The organism is Luteococcus sp. H91 (assembly GCF_038433135.1).
GTDB lineage: Bacteria > Actinomycetota > Actinomycetes > Propionibacteriales > Propionibacteriaceae > Luteococcus.
The window spans coordinates 46,710-62,534 of sequence record NZ_JBCDMV010000005.1 but is presented as its reverse complement, the minus strand read 5'-3'; the positions used below and the strand labels follow the sequence as shown (position 1 = coordinate 62,534).

Here is a 15,825-nt window from a genome sequence, read left to right as displayed (position 1 = left end):
CCCCCCCCCCGGAAAAAAAAAAAAAACACCCCCCCCCCCCCCCCCCCCCCCCCCCCCCCCCCCCCCCCCCCCCCCCCCCCCCCCCCCCCCCCCCCCCCCCCCCCGCCCTGTGTCGTTGGTCGCTCAGTCGGTGGCGGGGCTCACAGTTCGCACTGGTAAAGCGGCAGCTCGGCGGCGGATTCGTCGTCCAGGAACCACAGGGTCTCCACCAGGCCGGAGACCTGTGCGCCGGGGGCGCTGCCGTCGCCGGCCAGCGCCTGGGCCACGGCCGGCGCCTTGTTGGTGCCGCTGACCCACAGCCACACCCGCTGGGAACGGTTGATAGCGTTCAGGGTCAGGGTGATCCGATCCGACGGTGGGACGGGGAAGTCGGTGACCCCCACCACCAGGGAGCTGGTCTGGTCGCTGCGCAGGGTTCCCGGGATCAGCGACGCGACGTGCCCGTCCTCGCCCATCCCCAGCAGGCAGATGTCGAAGACGGTGTCGCCCAGCTCGTGGGCATAGGCGAAGGCCGCCTCATCCGGGTCCGCCTTGCCGTCGCTGGCCGGCATCGGATGGGTCTGGGCGCTGGAGAGCTGCAGCGTGCGGGCCAGGATGGACAGGGCGTGCAGGGCGTGCCGCTCCGGGTCGGTGGTGGAGACGAAACGCTCATCACCCCACCACAGGTGCAGCCTGGTCGGGTCCAGCTGGCTGTCCGGCACCAGCTCCGCGAAGCGGTGGTAGATCCGGTTGGCGGTCCGTCCGCCGGTCAGGCACAGGTGGACCGTGTCCTGGCTGGCCTGCAACTGCACCAGGCTGTCCAGCAACTTCTGCGCGGCGTCGGCCACCATCTCGTCGGTGTCCTCGTGCCGCAGCACGCGCGGGCCGCTCACGCCTTTGCCTTCCGGGCGCTGCGCTTGGCCGGTTTCGCGTCGGCCTTGGTGCGGTCGTCTTCCCGGGCCAGCAACATCTGGGTGGTCTGCTCGAAGATCGCGTCGGGATCCATCCGGCGCAGTTCCTCGGTGATCAGCTCGTTGATGTCGCGGCGCTTCAGCGCCACCTCCCGCTCCGGCTGGCCGGGCACCAGGTAGGTGGCGGTGTGGGCATTGCTGGGTCGCAGGATCGCGATGTCACCGGCGGCGGTGGTCAGCCGCACCCCGGTGATGCCGGGGCCCTTGGTGATCTTGCGATCCACCTCAACTCCCAGCCGGGCCTGCAGCCAGGCGGCCATCAACTCGGCGGGGGCATTGTCCTTGGCCGCCTCGACGGTGGCGCGACGCACCCGGCCGGGGTACTGGTCCACGGCGGCGGCCAGCAGGGCCCGCCACGGGGTGAGCCGGGTCCAGGTGAGATCGGTGTCGCCGGGGGAGTGGTAGCGGGCCCGTACCGCGACGGCGGCCACCGGATCGGCGGCACCAGCGGCGTCGGTGATCCGACGGGTGGCCAGCGCCCCCACCTGGTCATCCGACGGGTGCTCGGGCGACTCCTTCGGCCACCAGACCACCACCTTGGAATCGGGCAGCAGCAAGGGCAGCACCACGGATCCGCTGTGCTCGGCCACCTCGCCGCTCATTCGCAGGGTGATGATGTCGCCGGGGATCCCTTCCCCCATGCGGATCTCGGCGTCCAGCCGGGCGTCGGTGCCGGTGCCGTGCACCACGATCAGGATGCGCGACGGATGCTCCCCACCCGCCTGCAGGCAGGCCTGCAGCACCATCTTGTAGTGCTTTTCCTGGGTGACCACCACCAGGGTGAAGGCCATGGCGGTGTTGCCGGTCTTGCGGTGCCCGTCGCGCAGGGCCTTGGCGATCTGCGCGGTGGAGGTCTGTTCCAGTTCGATGATCATGTTCGCTCGCGCCTTTCAGGGACGTCGCCAGGTGAAGCCGTCACGGGCCAGCATCTCCACGCTGCTGGCGGGGCCCCAGGTGCCGGCGGCATAGCCGTCGGGCTGGCCCTGGGTGGCCCAGAAATCCAGTACCGGATCCAGGATCTTCCAGCCCAGCTCCACCTCCTCGTGCTGCGGGAAGAGCGGCGGGTCACCCAGCAGCACGTCCAGGATCAGGCGCTCATAGGCCTCGGGGGAGCTCTCGGTGAAGGAGCCGCCGTAACCGAAGTCCATGCTGACCTCGCGGATCTCCATCGCGGTACCGGGCACCTTGGCGCCGAAGCGCATGGTGACGCCCTCGTCGGGCTGGATCCGCATCACCAGCGCATTGGTGCCCATCTCGGTGGTGTCGGTGTCCGCGAAGGGCAGGTGCGGGGCGCGCTTGAAGTTCAGCGCGATCTCGGTCACCCGGCGCGGCATCCGCTTGGCGGTGCGCAGGTAGAAGGGGACGCCGGCCCAGCGCCGGTTGTCCACATCAACCCGGATGGCGGCATAGGTCTCGGTGATCGAGTCGGGCTGGATGCCGTCCTCTTCCAGGTAGCCCTTCACCTGCTGGCCACCCTGCCAACCGCCCAGGTACTGGCCGCGGGCGGTGTGCGCCGCCAGGTCCGACGGGGTGGAGGCGGCCGCGAGCACCTTGCGCTTCTCCGCCCGCAGCTCGGCGGCGTCGAAATTGTTCGGCTCCTCCATCGCGGTCAGCGCCATCAGCTGCAGGAGGTGGTTCTGGATCACGTCGCGGGCGGCGCCGATGCCGTCGTAGTAGCCGGCCCGGCCGCCGATGCCGATGTCCTCCGCCATGGTGATCTGCACATGGCTGACGTAGTTGTTGTTCCAGATCGGCTCGAACATCTGGTTGGCGAAGCGCACCGCCAACATGTTCTGCACGGTTTCCTTGCCCAGGTAGTGGTCGATCCGGAAGACCGACTCGGGCGGGAAGACGCTGCCGACGATCCGGTTCAGCTCCTGCGCGCTCTCCAGATCATGGCCGAAGGGCTTCTCGATGATCACCCGGCTCCACCGGCCATGGTTCTGGTTGGTCAGTCCGTGCTTGCGCAGCTTGCTGACCACCCCGTCGAAGCTGCCCGGCGGGATCGACAGGTAGAAGGCATTGTTGCCGGCCGTGCCCTGGCTCTCCTCCAGATCCTGCAGGGTCTCCTTCAGCGACGCGAATCCCTCGTCGTCGCGGAAATTGCCCTGCACGAAGCGGATGCCGCGGTGCAACTGGCTCCACACCTCCTCCTTGAAGGGGGTGCGGGCGTGGCTCTTGACCGCGTCCAGCACGATCTGGGCAAAGGCCTCGTCGTCCCAGTCCCGACGGCCGTAGCCGACCAGCGCGAAGCCGGGGGGCAACAGGCCGCGATTGGCAAGGTCGTAGACCGCGGGCAGCAGCTTCTTGCCGGCCAGGTCACCGGTGACGCCGAAGATCACCAGCGCGCACGGGCCCGCGATCCGGGGGAGCCGCCGGTCTCGGGGGTCGCGCAGGGGATTGGGGCGGGACTCTTCGCTCACGGTGACTCCTTGTCACGAGTGGGTTCTGGGGGTGGGGTCAGGCCTTCGACGTGTGCAGCGCCGAACCTACGCTATCCACCAGCTCCTCCCAGGAGGCGATGAACTTCGAGATGCCCTCGGCCTCCAGTTGGGCCACCACGTCATCCAGATCGATGCCCACCGCGGTCAGCTTGCCCATTACGTCGATGGCATCGTCCACATGGTTGGTGATGGTGTCGCCGGTGATCTCGCCGTGATCGGCGACCGCCTCCATCGTCTTCTCCGGCATGGTGTTGACGCAGTCGGCGGCAACCAGCTGGGTGACGTACATCGTGTCGTCGTAGTTCGGGTTCTTCACACCGGTCGACGCCCACAGCGGGCGCTGCGGGTGGGCGCCGCGGGCCTTGAGCCGGCCCCATCGCTCGCCCGTCATCACCTCCAGCCAGGCGGCGTAGGCGATCCGGGCATTGGCCAGGGCGGCCTGGCCGCGCAGCGCCAACGCCTCGTCGCTGCCGATCGCCTCCAGCCGCTTGTCCACCTCGGCGTCAACGCGGGAGACGAAGAAGCTGGCGACACTGTGGATCTCGTCGATGTCCAGTCCGGCGTGCAGCGCGTCCTCCAGCCCGCCCAGCCAGGCGTCGAGAACCGCGCGGTAGCGCTCGATGGAGAAGATCAGGGTGACATTGACGCTGATCCCGGCAGCGACGGTGCGGCGGATCGCGTCCAGCCCGGGCTCGGTGGCGGGGATCTTGATCAGCACATTGGGCCGATCCACCAGCTCATGCAGCTGCCGCGCCTGCTCGACGGTGGCATCGGCGTCCATCGCCAGCCCGGGTTCCACCTCGATCGAGACCCGGCCGTCCACGCCGTCGGTCTCCTGGTTGATCTCGGCAAACAGGTCGCAGGCATCCCGCACATCGGTGCTGGTCAGCGCGCGGATCACGTCGTCGACGTCGGAGGTGCCCTGGCCCGTCAGCTGGGAGACCTGCGCCGCATAGGCCTCACCGTCGGCGAGGGCAGTGGCGAAGATGGTCGGATTGGTGGTGACGCCGGTCACCGACTTTTCCCGGATCAGGGCGGCCAGGCTTCCGCTGGTCAGGCGCTCCCGGGAGAGGTCGTCCAGCCAGATGGAGACCCCGGCCGAGGCGAGCTTGCTGAGACGTTCGTTCACGATTCCTCCTTGAGGGTACGGCACTGCGACGACCCGATGGGCGCTCGTGACTCCACCGTAGCGGGGGAGTGCCCCGGGCCGACAGGGTGAACGGAGTCGACGAGTGGAACGGTGGAATCGGAAAAGTGGTTGACAGTGCGTACAATCGTCGGAGTTTCCCTCGTCAGCCGAGGGCGGGCAGCATGGCAGGGGCCGCGCCCGGGGAAGGACTCAGTGACCACACACAGCACCGCCGAGAATGCCGCACGCCCCAGTCATGGGGCCGTCGGTCGAAGCGGCGACGCTGGCTACCCCGACGGTGTCCGGGCGATTGCGGCCGACGGTGAGTTGCACCTTGGCAAGGCGAGCACGCTGGACGTGGTGAAGGCCTATGTGGCGCTCACCAAGCCGCGAATCATCGAGCTGCTGCTCACCACCACCCTGCCGGTGATGTTCCTGGCCGCCGGTGGCGTGCCGCCGCTGGCCGTGGCCGCGTGGACCATGCTCGGTGGTCTGCTGAGCGCCGGTAGCGCCAACTCCTTCAACTGCATCCTGGATGCCGACATCGACGAGAAGATGCGTCGCACCCGACGCCGCCCGATGCCACGCCACCAGGTGCCCACCCGCAATGCCTACGTCTTCGCCATCTCGCTGGCGGTGCTGTCCACCCTGATCCTCGGCTTCGGGGCCAACTGGCTGTCCGCGGTTCTGGCGCTTGCCGCCAACGCCTTCTACGTCTTCGTCTACACCATGTGGCTGAAGCGCTCCACCAGCCAGAACATTGTCTGGGGTGGAATCGCCGGCTGCTTCCCGCCGCTGATCGGCTGGACCGCCATCACCGGTCGGGTCGGCTGGGCCCCGCTGATCCTCTTCCTGGTGGTCTTCTTCTGGACCCCGCCGCACACCTGGGCGCTGGCCTTCCGTTACCGCGCGGACTACGCCGCCGCCGAGGTGCCGATGCTGCCCGTCGTGATGGACGCCGTCGGTGTCTGCCGACGGATCCTCGCCTACTCGGTGGCCACCGTCGCCACCACCTTGTTGCTCTGGCCCGTCGCCCCCACCGGCCCGCTCTACCCGGCCGTCGCCGGCATCACCGGCGCCGTCTTCCTCTGGGAGGCCTGGCAGCTGCTCCAGCGCGCGAAGGTCGGCAAGCGCGACGCCGAGCTCAAGGCCATGCGGCTTTTCCACTGGTCCAACAGCTACCTGGCGATCCTCTTCCTGGCGATCGCCATCGACCCGCTGATCTTCTGACACGCGGGGGCTCCGCCCCCGTGGACCCCCGGTTGGGGGGTCTGATTGTGCCCGGCTGCCAGTCTCTGGTGGTCGGGTTCCTTCCTTTCTGGAGTCGCTTCGCTCCGGTGTTGTCTGTTCCGAGCAAGCGCACCGCTCCTTCGTCGCTGCTTGCCCGGGCTGCTCGGGGTTCGTTCCTCACCGTCGCAGCGGCGCACGGGGCCACGCCCCGTGGACCCCCGGTTGGGTTGAGAACGTGCCCGACCGCCAGTTCCTGTGGTGGGCCCCACCGCGCAGCAGCTACTGTCAGGGGCAGTCGCTCGAAATGCTGCCTCCTGTGATCAACGGCTGCGCGGTTGTGGGGCGACGATGGGGTCAGGGCCGCCATCGCGCGTCGGCCAGTCGTGGAATAGGGTCCATGGGTTTGAGGCCGCCGGGTGCTGCTGGCCGGGACGAAGGGAAATCGGCATGAGCTCAGCGGTGATCACCGGGGTGGGTCGGCGACGGGGGATTGGCGCGGCCATCGCGCGTCGGATGGCCGCCGACGGCTGGAAGCTGGCCTTGGGATACCACGCCGACTACGACCGGCGGGTGATGCACGAGGAGTCCGACGTGGAGTTGCTCGCCGACGAGTTGCGCGCCGTGGGCGCCACGGTGGTGCTGCTGCCCGGAGACCTGTCGGACCCGGCGGTGCCCGCCGCGTTGATCGAGCGAGCGACGGCGGAGCTGGGGACGTTGGATGCGCTGGTGATGAGCCACTGTGAGAGCGTCGATTCCGACTACTTCAGCACCACCGTGGAGAGCTTCGACCGGCACTACGCCGTCAATGTCCGCGCGGCGTGGCTGCTGAGCCGCGCCTTTGCGGAGCAGGCGCGGCCCGACGGGGGATCGGTGATCGCACTCACCAGCGACCACACCGCCCACAACCTGCCCTACGGCGCCACCAAGGGGGCCTTGGACCGTTTGATCATTGCCGGCGCCGAAGAACTGGGGGAGCGCCACATCCGGTGCAATGTGCTCAACCCCGGCCCGATCGACACCGGCTGGATGGATGACCAGCTCCGCGCGGCCTGTGAGGCCCAGACCCCCGGCGGGAAGCTGGGCGGCCCGGAAACCGTCGCCAACCTGGTCGCCTTCCTGACCAGCGACCAGGGCGCCTGGATCAACGGCCAGCGGCTGTTCAGCGACGGCGGCTTCAACCCCACCCGGGTCTGAGCCACTCACGTCGGCCGAGCCTGTCGACCACGCTGAACGGGCCCCTCGACAAGCTCGGGGATCGTGGTTGGGTTGGTCTCGGGGAATCGGGTTGGGCCGCACATGTCGGCCGAGCCCGTCGAGGCCACGGTGTCAGGCGGGGATGCCTCGTCGGGTGCCGTAGTACAACCAGCTGACGGCCGTGGTCACCAGACCGATCCCGATCATGTGGCAGATCACCAGCGCCAGGGGCAGGCCGTTGAAGTACTGGGCGTAGCCGATCGCGCCCTGCAGCAGCTCGGCGGCCAGCAGCCACTTCAGCAGGCTGCGCAGCCGGGCATGTCCCTGCTGGATGGCCATCGCCAGCAGCACGACGGTCAGCCCCACCACCACCCAGATGGTCCAGGCGTGGGCCTTGGCGACGGTCTCGATGTCGAGGTTGTTGCGGGCCGCGCCGTGATCGCCGGAATTGGGGCCGGCGCCGGTGACGACGGTGCCCAGCCACAGGCCGAACATCATCAGCCAGAAGAGCACCACCACCAGCCGTCGCTGCAGGGCGGTGACGGTCACCGGAACACCGTCACCGGTCCACTGCACCAGCTTGACGCACCAGGCGATCAGCATCACCGAGAGCAGCAGGTGCAGGGCCACCACCCACGGGTTCAGGTGGGTGAGCACGGTGATCCCGCCGATCACGCCCTGGAAGGGGATGCCGGCAAAGATCAACCAGGCAAGGAAACGCTCACGCTGTGGGGCCCCGGAGCGAATGGCGGCGACAATGGTGGCAATCGCGACGGCCATCAGCACGAAGGTCAGGGTGCGGTTGCCGAACTCGACGTAGGAGTGCCAGCCGAGTGCCGGGTGCGCGGTATAGGAATCGTCGCTGCACTTGGGCCAGGTGTCGCAACCCAAGCCGGAGCCGGTCAGCCGCACCACGGCGCCGCTGACGATGATCCCGCAGTTGGCCACCAGGTTGCCGATGCTCCAGTTGCGCAGGGCGCGACGGGTGCCGAACAGGCGGGTCTGCCAGTCGGCGGGGGCGGGAGCTACGACGTCCATCGGAAGGCCTTTCGGGCGAGAAGGTGGGCCAGGACGGCCCAGACGACCAGTACCAGCAGGGAGATCCAGGTGACGCCGCCGCTGGTCCAGTGTCGCAGCACCTCACCCAGGGCACCCGTCGGCGTGCCAGCGATCACCGGCTGCAGCACCTTGGGGAAGGAGCTCACCGGCCACATGATGCCGCCGGCCAGCAGACCCACCAGGTAGATGATGTTGGCGAAGGCCAGGGTGGCCTCGGCGCGCAGCAACCCGGCAACCGCCAGGGCCAGGTTGGCGAAGATGAACATCGCCAGCGGCACGGCCACCAGCAGGATCGGCCACTGCATTGGCGACGGGGTGATCCGCCAGCCCAACGCCTGCCCGATCGCCCCCAGCAGCAGGAACTGCCCGGTGGCGATCATCGTGATCCCCAAGGCCTTGCCCGCCAGCAGCCCCCCGTGCCCCAGCGGTGTCGCGGACAGCCGCTCCAACACGCCATAGCGCCGCTCGAAGGCGGTCGCGATCGCCAGCGACGTGAAGCAGGAGGACCAGATGGCCAGCGCCAGCACATTGGGCGCGATGTGGTTCTCGGTGATTCCGTAACGGCCCTCGGCGAAGTGGCTGAACAGCAGCAGACCCAGCGGGATCAGCAGCGTGACCATCAACTGTTCGCCATTGCGCAGGATCAGCTTGGCCTCGGTCAGGCCATGGTTCAACACCAACTTGCGCCACGGTGTTGCCGCCGCGGCGGGGGAGAAGTCCAGCGCCGTGCGGGCCGCCGGGATGGTGCGGGCATTGTTGCTCATCGTTCCCCTCCCACCCGGGCGGTGGTGTTGCTCAGGAAGACGTCCTCCAGGCTGGCCTCGCGGGTCAACTCGGCGACGGTGCCGCTGACCACCACCCGCCCGCGGTCCACCATCCACACCTGGTCGGCCAGCCCGGCGGCCTCGTCCATCGCATGGGTGGTGAGCAGCACTGCGACACCGTCGTCGCGCAGCTTCTTGATCACACTCCAGGTGTGGCGCCGCACGTGCGGATCCATCCCGGCGGTGGGCTCGTCCAGGAAGACCAGCTCCGGCCGCCCGATCAGCGCACCGGCCAGGTTGACGCTCTGCTGCTGTCCGCCGGAGAGCCGGCGATAGGGGGTGCGGCCGAAGTCGGTGATCCCCAGCAGGTCCATCAATTCGTCGACCGGCTGCGGATTGGCATAGAGCCCGGCCAGGTAGCGCAGCAACTCCTCGGCGCGGATCCCGCTCCAGGCGCCGGTAAATTGCGGCATCAACCCGATCCGGCTGCTGGCCTCGGTGCTGCCGGGGGCGCCGCCGAGCACCGTGATCCGGCCGGAATCGGGCCGCACCAGCCCGGTGCAGCAGCGGATCATGGTGGTCTTGCCGGCACCATTGGGGCCCAGCACCGCGGTGATCTGCCCGGGCAGTGCGGTGAGCGTCAGTCCGGCGAGCGCGGTCTTGCGTCCAAAGGTCACCACCACGTCGCTGAGGTCCAGAGCGGGCTCGCTCGGGTGGAGGGTTGAAGTCACCGCGACAGTCTAGACGGTCAGGCCGTGGCCACTCGTTGAGCGATCAATTCCTTGAGCGCGTCGACGTCCTTGGGGAGGTCGACGACGTGGCGGGGCAGCTCGTCCAGGTGGGCGAAGGTGGCCGGAACCTCCGGCTCGCGGCCCAGCGCCTCGCGAATGGTGGCGGCGAACTTCACCGGCAGCGCCGTCTCCAGCACGATCATCGGGGTCCCCGCGCCCACACCGTCCGCGCTCCCCGAGCCTGTCGAGGGGTCGAAGGTCTGCGCCACGTGCACCCCGTCGGCGGTGTGCGGATCGATCATCACACCGTAGTCATCCCAGACCCGCTTGATGGTGGCCACCCGGTCCGCGTGCGTCGAGGATCCGGAGGCGAAGCCGTAGGTCTCCCGCAGGCTGCGGAACTCGTCGGTGCCGGACAGGTCGAAGAAACCCTCGGCGCCCAGCTGCTGCCCGAAGAGCTCGGCGACGCGCTGTCCGTCGCGGCCCAGCAGGTCGAAGACGAAACGCTCGAAGTTGCTCGCCTTGGAGATGTCCATGCTGGGGCTGGAGGTCTCCTGGGTCTCGGCCGAGGTGCGGACCCGGTAGACGCCGGTGCGGAAGAACTCGTCCAGCACATTGTTCTCATTGGTGGCCAGCAGCAGGGTCTTGATCGGCAGCCCCATCTGGCGGGCGACGTGACCGGCGCAGATGTTGCCGAAATTGCCGCTGGGCACGCAGAAGCTGACCTGTTGGTCGTCGGCGTCGGTGGCCTGCACCCAGGCGGCGACGTAGTAGACCACCTGCGCCACCAGCCGGGCCCAGTTGATCGAGTTCACCGCGCCAATGGAGTGCTGCGCCTTGAAGGCCAGGTCATTGCTGACCGCCTTCACCAGATCCTGACAGTCGTCGAAGACGCCCGCGACGGTGATGTTCACGATCCGCGGGTCGTCAATGCTGAACATCTGCGCCTGCTGGAAGGGGGTCATCCGGCCGGCGGGGGTGAGCATGAAGACCCGGACGTGGGAGCGGCCACGCATCGCGTACTCGGCGGCCGATCCCGTGTCACCGCTGGTGGCGCCCAGAATGTTCATCTGCCGGCCGCGGCGCGCCAGCTCGTACTCGAAGAGCTGACCCAAGAGCTGCATCGCCATGTCCTTGAAGGCGGCGGTGGGGCCATTGGAGAGGTGGCAGAGCCACAGCCCGTCGCCCAGCTCCTCCACCGGCGCCACCTCGGGGGTGCCGAAGACGTCCTCATTCCAGGCGCGACGGCAGATGCCACGCAGGTCCTCGGCCGGGATGTCGTCGATGAACTCGCTGAGGATGGTGAAGCCCAGCCCGGCATAGCCTTCGTCGGTCCAGACTCGACGCAGTTCCGCCAGCCGCCCGTCGAAGTGCGGGTACTCGACGGGCAGATAGAGCCCACCATCGGGCGCGAGACCTTCCAGCACGATGTCGCAGAAGGGGGCTCCGGGGTCGCCGGGCAGGGATCGGGTGGAGATGTAGCGCACCCCTCAACCCTAGCCGGGGCCTGCCGGTCGGGCCGTCGATCCCATGCATTGGAGCCCTGGACCCGTTCACGAAGTGTTCATGTCATCCTAGTGTTGACAATAACCCATTCTGGGGCAGGCTGATGGGCATGAAACCAACACTGACCTCTGCCCTCGTCCTCGTCGTGCTGTCGGTGCTGTTCACGGTCCTTCCCGAACGGGGCGCGACCCTGACCGCCATCGGCATCTCCGTGGCTGCCGCGCTCATCCTCGTACTCGGCATCTGGCTGGCTCCGGCCGCCGGCGGCAAGCCCTTCGCCACCAGCGGTGGCCCCGACTGGCAGACCGCCAAGTCCGTGCAGCTGACCATCGGCGGTTTGGTGGCGACCTGCGCCATTGCCTTCCTCACCGACAATGCCGGCTGGGCCGCGGTGGTGGGCATCTTCGCCGCCCTGATTCTGGGCTTCGCCATGCCCAGCCACCGCGAGGTCGGTGACAGCCCGGCAGAATAACCAGGTGGAGACTTCCCCGGATGAACCGTCGCTGGCCGCGATCGGCCTGGCCCAGCAGGCGCTGGACCAGGCCGAACGCGGGCTGCACGACGCGGTCCGCGCGGCCCGTGACGCCGGGCGCACGTGGCAGGAGGTCGCCGACGTGCTCGGGGTCACCCGGCAGGCCGCCTTCAAGCGATTCGGGCATCCAACCGACCACCAGACCGGTGAGCCGCTGCACCCTCGCCCCGCGGTGGAGGTGGCCGGGCTGACGGCGCAGACCTTCCGGTTGTTCGTCGACGGGGAACTGGAAGAGGTGCGCTCCCGGATGACGCAGGTGTGTGCCCGGGAGTTGTCCAGACGGCGGATCTCCGCCGTGCATGCCGAGCTGCTGACCGCCTACGGCGAGGCGACCGAGGTGGCCGAGCCCAGTGCCCACACCATGGCGGGGGAGCGGTTGCCCGACGGTGTAGTGGAGCTGGGTGCGGGGCAACGGTCGGCCGTCGGCCGGGTGCTGTTGCGCTTCGAGGCCGACGAGTTGGTGGGGCACGCGGTGATCAACCGAGACGGCCGGATCGCCGGACTGACCATCCGACCGGTGGAGTTGGAGGGCTGGCCGCTCTGACCACCGGCAGGAAAGCTGGACAAATGTACTGACCGCATCTGGCACCGTTGTCGGTGCCGGATGCGGTCAGTTGTAGGCTCTTCCACTCCGAGCCGGGATCAGGCCTGGATCGCCACCCGCTTCTCCCCATCCAGCGCTGCCTGGACGTCGGCCATGCTGCGGTTGATCCGCATGCCGTAGAAGGAGCGGTGCACGAACCACACGCTGAGCAGGAAGAAGACCGCTGCGAGCACGTGGGTGATGGTCTTGTTGCTGATCGAGACCGCCAGATCCACCGCCAGCAGCCCGAACAGGGTGGTGAACTTGATGATCGGGTTCAGCGCCACCGAGGAGGTGTCCTTGAAGGGGTCACCCACCGTGTCTCCGACCACCGACGCGTCGTGCAGCTCGGTGCCCTTGGCATCCAGATCAACCTCCACGATCTTCTTGGCGTTGTCCCAGGCGCCGCCGGCATTGGCCATGAAGATGGCCTGGTAGAGCCCGAAGAGTGCGATCGAGATCAGGTAGCCGATGAAGAAGTAGGGATCGGCGAAGGCAAAGCTCAAGGTGGCGAAGAAGACACCCAGGAAGATGTTCAGCATGCCCTTCTGCGCGTACTGGGTGCAGATCTGCACCACCTTCTTGGAGTCCTCGGTGGAGGCCTTGGTGACGCCGTCCAACTGCATGGTGTTCTTGATGAACTCCACCGCCCGGTAGGCGCCGGTGGTGACGGCCTGCATGGAGGCGCCGCTGAACCAGAAGATGATCGCGCCGCCCATGATCAGTCCCAGCAGGAAGGGGGCGTGCAGCAGGCTCAGCGAGGCCACGGCCTGCTGGTTCTCCATGCCGTCGGTCAGGCCCATGATGATGGAGAAGATCATCGTGGTGGCGCCCACCACGGCGGTGCCGATCAGCACCGGCTTGGCGGTGGCCTTGAAGGTGTTGCCGGCGCCGTCGTTCAGTTCCAGCCAGTGCTTGGCCTTGTCCCACTGCACGTCGAAGCCGAAGTCTCGCTTCAGCTCCTCATCGGCGCCCGGGATCTGCTCGATGGTGGACAGCTCGAAGACGCTCTGGGCGTTGTCGGTCACGGGGCCATAGGAGTCGACGGCGATGGTCACCGGGCCCATCCCCAGGAAGCCGAAGGCCACCAGGCCGAAGGCGAAGACTGCGGGCGCCACCATCAGGCTCCCCAGCCCCAGGGTGGAGATGCCGTAGGCGGCCCCCATCAGGCCGATGATCGCGGTGCCGATCCAGTACGACGAGAAGTTGCCCGCCACCAGGCCGGAGAGGATGTCCAGTGAGGCGCCGCCCTCCTTGGCGGAGACCACCACCTCCTGCACGTGCCGGGAATTGGTGGAGGTGAAGGCCTTCACCAGCTCGGGGATCAGGGCACCGGCCAGGGTGCCGCAGGAGATGATCGTCGCCAGCTTCCACCACAGTGAGCCATCGCCCAGGGTGCTGATCATCGCGTAGCTGGTGAGGTAGGTGAGCACGATGGAGACGGCGCTGGTCAGCCAGACCAAGTTGGACAGCGGCTTCTCGAAGTCCATGTCGTCGGCGTCGGCGTACTTGGCCCTGGTGATGGCCTGGTTGACCAGGTAGGAGACGAAGGAGGCCGCCACCATGACCACGCGGATGAAGAAGATCCACACCAGCAGGGTGACCTGGGTGGTCTGGTAGTTGGCGCCGGCGGTGTGCTGGTTGACGGCCAGCAGGATGAAGGTGATCAGCGCGACGCCGGTCACGCCGTAGGTCTCGAAGCCATCGGCCGAGGGGCCAACCGAGTCACCGGCATTGTCGCCCACGCAGTCGGCGATCACGCCGGGATTGCGGGCGTCGTCCTCCTTGATCTTGAAGACGATCTTCATCAGGTCGGCGCCGATGTCGGCGATCTTGGTGAAGATGCCGCCGGCGATCCGTAGGCAGGCCGCGCCCAGCGACTCACCGATCGCGAAGCCGATGAAGCAGGATCCGGCCAGGCTGCCCGGCAGGAAGAGCATGATGAACAGCATCATGAACAGCTCGACGCTGATCAGCACCATGCCGACGCTCATTCCCGACTGCATGGGGATGTTGAAGGTGGGGTAGGGCTTGCCGGCCAGCGACGCGTGCGCGCTGCGGGAGTTGGCAAAGGTGTTCACCCGGATGCCGAACCAGGCGATCCCGAAGGAGCCGGCCATGCCGATCAGACTGAACAGCAGCACCACCAGCACCCGCCACAGGGGCATATGCATCAGGAAGAGGAAGTAGATGAAGATCACCGCGGCGATGAAGACCCACAGCACCATCAGGAATTTGGCCTGCTGCGCCAGATAGGCCTTGCAGGTGGTGTAGATCAGCTCGGAGATGTCCCGCATGGAGCTGTGCACCGGCATGTTGCGCAGCCTGATGAAGGTGGCGATGCCGAACGCGATGCCGATGGCGCAGACCACCAGGCCGATCATCAGCAGGGTGCGGCCCGACAGGCCGAAGAAGTGGGCCAGGGACAGGTCCGGTAGTTGCAGGTTTGCCTCACCTCCGGAGTGTTCCCCGGCCGGTCCGCCGTCGCCCGAACAGCCCGCCAGGGCCAAAAGAAGTGCGGTGCTGGTACCCAGCGCCCACCGGCTGCCGCGACGGCTTCCAAGAGCGGCCGGGGCGTGAGGGTCTGCTTGGTTCCATCCAGAGCTGGACACGGTGATACCTCTTCGTCGAGTTCGTGCAGTCACTCCTGTGGCTGCGGCGCCCTCCGTGGCGCCACAAGGCCAAACATATTCGTGGGCACCGACAAAGAGTAGGGCTGCCACGGGCTTTCGGCTGTGGGAAAGGCGACAGTATTCGGGTACTGGCCCGGAACGAGCAGGTGCCCCGGTTCGAGGGGCTCGAACCGGGGCACCGTGACGCTGGCAGGGGCTACTTCACCGAACCGGCGGTCAAGCCGGACACGATGTACTTCTGCAACCACAGGAACAGCACCATCACCGGGATGGCGGCCAGCACCGCACCGGCGGAGAAGATCGGCCAGTAGGTGTTGTTCTCCGTGGAGACGTACTGGTAGAGGCCGATCGCCAGGGTGGACTTGGAGGAGTCATTGCCCAGGATCACCGACGCGATCACGAATTCGGTGAAGGTGCCGTTGAAGCTGAGCAGCCCCACCACGGCCAGGATCGGTGCCACCAGTCGCAGGATGATGGTGAAGAAGATCCGGGCATGGCCGGCGCCGTCCACCCGAGCCGCCTCGTCCAACGAGGAGGGCACCGTGTTGAAGAAGCCGTACATCAGGTAGGTGTTGGTGCCCAGGGCGCCGCCCAGGTAGACCAGCACCAGAGCCAGCCGGGAACCGACACCGAGCGACGGGAAGACGTCGCCCAGGTTGGTCAGCAGCAGGAAGATGGCCACCACGGTCAGCAGGGCGGGGAACATCTGCACCAGCAGCAACGCCATCAGGCCGGGGCGACGCCCCTTGAAGCGCATCCGGCTGAAGGCATAGGCCGCGCAGGCACCGATCAGCACCGTGCCGATCGCCGCGGCCGCGGCGATCATGATGGTGTTCAGGTACCACTTCAGGTAGGGGCGAGACTCGTCGGCCAGCAACTTGGAGTAGTTCTCCCCGCTGATCGCGGTGAACAACTTGTTGGAGCCGGTCAGGGTGCCGGCCGGGTTCAGCGACGCGGACAGCACGTAGACCAGTGGGAAGGCGGAGAAGACGACGGCGACCAGGCCGATCAGATGGCGCCAGCCGATCTGTCGCATCCACTTGCCGAAGCCCATCCTGGGCTGAGGGGGC

General features: G+C 67.6%; 14 protein-coding genes. 4 read left to right on the top strand and 10 right to left on the bottom strand.

The genetic code is table 11. The features are described 5' to 3' along the window. Positions 1-140: 140 nt before the first annotated feature. Genes pgl through tal form a run of 4 tightly spaced genes read right to left on the bottom strand, consistent with a single transcriptional unit; the run spans position 141 to position 4,523 of the window. On the bottom strand, positions 141-872 hold the full coding sequence (pgl, locus tag AAEX57_RS04055) for a 6-phosphogluconolactonase (RefSeq protein WP_342091031.1): 732 nt from the start codon (positions 870-872) through the stop codon (positions 141-143). Beyond that, positions 869-1,825, bottom strand: a complete 957-nt coding sequence (locus AAEX57_RS04050) for a glucose-6-phosphate dehydrogenase assembly protein OpcA (RefSeq protein WP_342091032.1) — start codon at positions 1,823-1,825, stop codon at positions 869-871. Before AAEX57_RS04050 ends, pgl begins: the two co-directional genes overlap by 4 nt. 15 nt (positions 1,826-1,840) lie before the next feature. Beyond that, positions 1,841-3,373, bottom strand: a complete 1,533-nt coding sequence (zwf, locus tag AAEX57_RS04045; RefSeq protein WP_342091033.1) for a glucose-6-phosphate dehydrogenase — start codon at positions 3,371-3,373, stop codon at positions 1,841-1,843. Positions 3,374-3,410: 37 nt separating this feature from the next. Then, positions 3,411-4,523 carry a transaldolase gene (tal, locus tag AAEX57_RS04040; RefSeq protein WP_342091034.1) on the bottom strand — a complete coding sequence of 371 codons (1,113 nt, stop codon included), beginning with the start codon at positions 4,521-4,523 and terminating at the stop codon, positions 3,411-3,413. A gap of 309 nt (positions 4,524-4,832) precedes the next feature. On the opposite strand from tal, the gene AAEX57_RS04035 reads away from it, so the two are divergent. Both AAEX57_RS04035 and AAEX57_RS04030 read left to right on the top strand, forming a co-directional pair. Next, on the top strand, positions 4,833-5,753 hold the full coding sequence (locus AAEX57_RS04035) for a heme o synthase (protein WP_342091085.1): 921 nt from the start codon (positions 4,833-4,835) through the stop codon (positions 5,751-5,753). 447 nt (positions 5,754-6,200) lie between these two features. Further along, the gene (locus tag AAEX57_RS04030) at positions 6,201-6,947 is read left to right on the top strand and encodes an SDR family oxidoreductase (protein ID WP_342091035.1); all 747 of its coding nucleotides are present in this window, start codon (positions 6,201-6,203) and stop codon (positions 6,945-6,947) included. Positions 6,948-7,079: 132 nt separating this feature from the next. On the opposite strand, the gene AAEX57_RS04025 is transcribed toward AAEX57_RS04030, so the two are convergent. The 4 genes from AAEX57_RS04025 to thrC are packed head-to-tail and all read right to left on the bottom strand — an operon-like array spanning position 7,080 to position 10,988. Further along, on the bottom strand, positions 7,080-7,985 hold the full coding sequence (locus tag AAEX57_RS04025; protein ID WP_342091036.1) for a COX15/CtaA family protein: 906 nt from the start codon (positions 7,983-7,985) through the stop codon (positions 7,080-7,082). Next, positions 7,973-8,770 (bottom strand): ABC transporter permease, encoded by a 798-nt coding sequence (locus AAEX57_RS04020; RefSeq protein WP_342091037.1) that lies wholly within the window; start codon positions 8,768-8,770, stop codon positions 7,973-7,975. Before AAEX57_RS04020 ends, AAEX57_RS04025 begins: the two co-directional genes overlap by 13 nt. Next, the gene (locus AAEX57_RS04015) at positions 8,767-9,501 is read right to left on the bottom strand and encodes an ABC transporter ATP-binding protein (protein WP_342091038.1); all 735 of its coding nucleotides are present in this window, start codon (positions 9,499-9,501) and stop codon (positions 8,767-8,769) included. The genes AAEX57_RS04020 and AAEX57_RS04015 overlap by 4 nt, the downstream gene beginning before the upstream one ends. 17 nt (positions 9,502-9,518) lie before the next feature. Beyond that, the gene (gene thrC, locus AAEX57_RS04010; RefSeq protein WP_342091039.1) at positions 9,519-10,988 is read right to left on the bottom strand and encodes a threonine synthase; all 1,470 of its coding nucleotides are present in this window, start codon (positions 10,986-10,988) and stop codon (positions 9,519-9,521) included. Between the two features lie 128 nt (positions 10,989-11,116). Between thrC and AAEX57_RS04005 the strand changes: the two genes are divergently transcribed. Together AAEX57_RS04005 and AAEX57_RS04000 are read left to right on the top strand one after the other, a co-directional pair. After that, positions 11,117-11,479 (top strand): hypothetical protein, encoded by a 363-nt coding sequence (locus AAEX57_RS04005; RefSeq protein ID WP_342091040.1) that lies wholly within the window; start codon positions 11,117-11,119, stop codon positions 11,477-11,479. 4 nt (positions 11,480-11,483) lie between these two features. Beyond that, positions 11,484-12,083 carry a hypothetical protein gene (locus tag AAEX57_RS04000; RefSeq protein ID WP_342091041.1) on the top strand — a complete coding sequence of 200 codons (600 nt, stop codon included), beginning with the start codon at positions 11,484-11,486 and terminating at the stop codon, positions 12,081-12,083. A 98-nt stretch (positions 12,084-12,181) separates the two neighbouring features. Here the strand turns inward: AAEX57_RS04000 and AAEX57_RS03995 are convergent, their stop codons facing one another. Continuing rightward, positions 12,182-14,656 (bottom strand): sodium-translocating pyrophosphatase, encoded by a 2,475-nt coding sequence (locus AAEX57_RS03995; protein ID WP_342091086.1) that lies wholly within the window; start codon positions 14,654-14,656, stop codon positions 12,182-12,184. Positions 14,657-14,951: 295 nt separating this feature from the next. Then, complete coding sequence (locus AAEX57_RS03990; protein ID WP_342091087.1) at positions 14,952-15,809, bottom strand: sugar ABC transporter permease; 858 nt, start codon at positions 15,807-15,809, stop codon at positions 14,952-14,954. Positions 15,810-15,825: the final 16 nt, after the last annotated feature.